The following is a 1,612-nucleotide window of genomic DNA, read 5'->3' on the forward strand; positions in this document are numbered from 1 at the left end:
CACCGCCGCCGGCAGCGCCTGGGCCTCGGCGGCGAAGGCGCGCGCATGCGGCAGGGTCCAGTGCTCGTTCAGGCCCTGCAGCACCGCGGTGGGGCCGTACACCGGCACCGCCGAACGCGCCCAGTCGCTCTGCGCAGCGGCCGGCGGCGCGGCGGTGCCGGCCATCAAGAACGGCAGCAGCATCGCGGCGCGTGCCGCGGCCTGGCCTGCGAGGAACTTCTTCATCATCACAGCGACTCCACGAACCGCACCAGCGCCTCGCGCTCGGCGCGGCTCATCCTCAGCACCTGCTGGCGGCTGGCCTCGGCCTCGCCGCCGTGCCACAGCACCGCCTCCAGCACGCCGCGCGCGCGGCCGTCGTGCAGCAGGCGCGTGTGGCCGTTGACGTCCTCGAGGAGGCCGATGCCCCACAGCGGCGGTGTCTTCCACTGCCGGCCGTTCGCGGCGAAGTCGGGACGGCCGTCGGCCAGGTCCTCGCCCATGTCGTGCAGCAGCAGGTCGGTGTAGGGCCAGATGCGCTGGCCCGCCAGCGCCGGGCTGCTGAGCGGCGGGAACGGCGGCTCGGCGGTCACGTAGCTCGGCCGGTGGCATTGCGCGCACTGCGCACGGGTGAACAGCGCCTGGCCCTGCAGCACCTGGGCGTCGCGCGGCGCACGGCGTGCCGGCGGCGCGAGCACGGCCTGGTAGAACACCACGTCGTCGAGCGTCTTGTCGTCGATCTCGGGCGCTTCGCCCTTGGCGCCGCGCGGCGCAGCGGCGCAGTCGGCCTGGGCCGGCGTGCAGGTCTCGTCGGGGAACCAGCGCGAGGTGATGCCGATGTCGCCGTGGAAGGCCCCCGCGGTCTGGTGCGCGATGGTGGCCACGTTGGCCTTCCAGCCGAAGCGACCGAGCATCTGGCGCTGCGCACGCACGTCCCACACGCGGTTGGGCACGCCGCGCACCGGCCCGCCGGCGGCGGCCTGGTCAGCGGCGTTGCGCAGGATCTCGGCCTCGGGGATGGCCTCCAGCAGCCCCACGCCGATCAGCTGCGGCGCGATGCGCGGGCTCACCAGGACGTCGGGACGCATCGGCCCGTAGGCCAGCCGTGCGAACGAATAGCGCGGCGCCTGCAGCGTGTACGGCGTGCCATCGGCGTAGCGGCCGCGCACCGGCTGGTGGCGGATGCGCACCTCGCCCTCGGGCCGCACGCCCTGCACCGCGGCGTTGTTGAACTGGTCGCCGTACACCGGCTCGGGCACCACGCCCTGCTTCGGATCTGCCTCGCCCGGCACCGACAGCCGCATCAGCAGCGCCACGGTCGGGTCCTTGGACTTCGCCTCGGGCGGCGCGCCGCGGCCGTCCATCGCATGGCAGGCGCCGCAGGAGCGCGCGATGAAGTGCGGCCCCAGGCCGTCGCGCACGCCGGTGGAGGCCGGCGCCTCGACCCAGTTGCGCTTGAAGAAGGAGTTGCCGATGACGAAGCGCGTGTGCTCCTCGTCGGCCAGGTTGGCGGCCGGGAACGAGAACGCCTGGCGGCCGGTGGCATGAACCGTGGTGGCGCCGCCGGTCTTCTCGCCCAGCGGGTCGTCGTCGGGCGGCGCGGTGGCGGCGACCACGCCGACCACCACACCGG

General features: G+C 74.6%; 1 protein-coding gene and 1 pseudogene. Both read right to left on the reverse strand.

Annotated elements, in window-relative coordinates; all coding sequences use genetic code 11:
* Nucleotides 1–228, reverse strand: a pseudogene (locus x551_RS21925) (hypothetical protein); the annotation flags it as partial.
* Nucleotides 228–1,607: a di-heme oxidoredictase family protein gene (locus x551_RS21930; protein WP_081771454.1), complete on the reverse strand. Its 1,380-nt coding sequence runs from the start codon at nt 1,605–1,607 to the stop codon at nt 228–230. The pseudogene x551_RS21925 and the gene x551_RS21930, both read right to left, overlap by 1 nt.
* Nucleotides 1,608–1,612 lie beyond the last annotated feature (5 nt).

The sequence above is a fragment of the Methylibium sp. T29 genome, assembly GCF_000576205.1.
In the GTDB taxonomy this organism is placed as follows: Bacteria; Pseudomonadota; Gammaproteobacteria; order Burkholderiales; family Burkholderiaceae_C; genus Methylibium; species Methylibium petroleiphilum.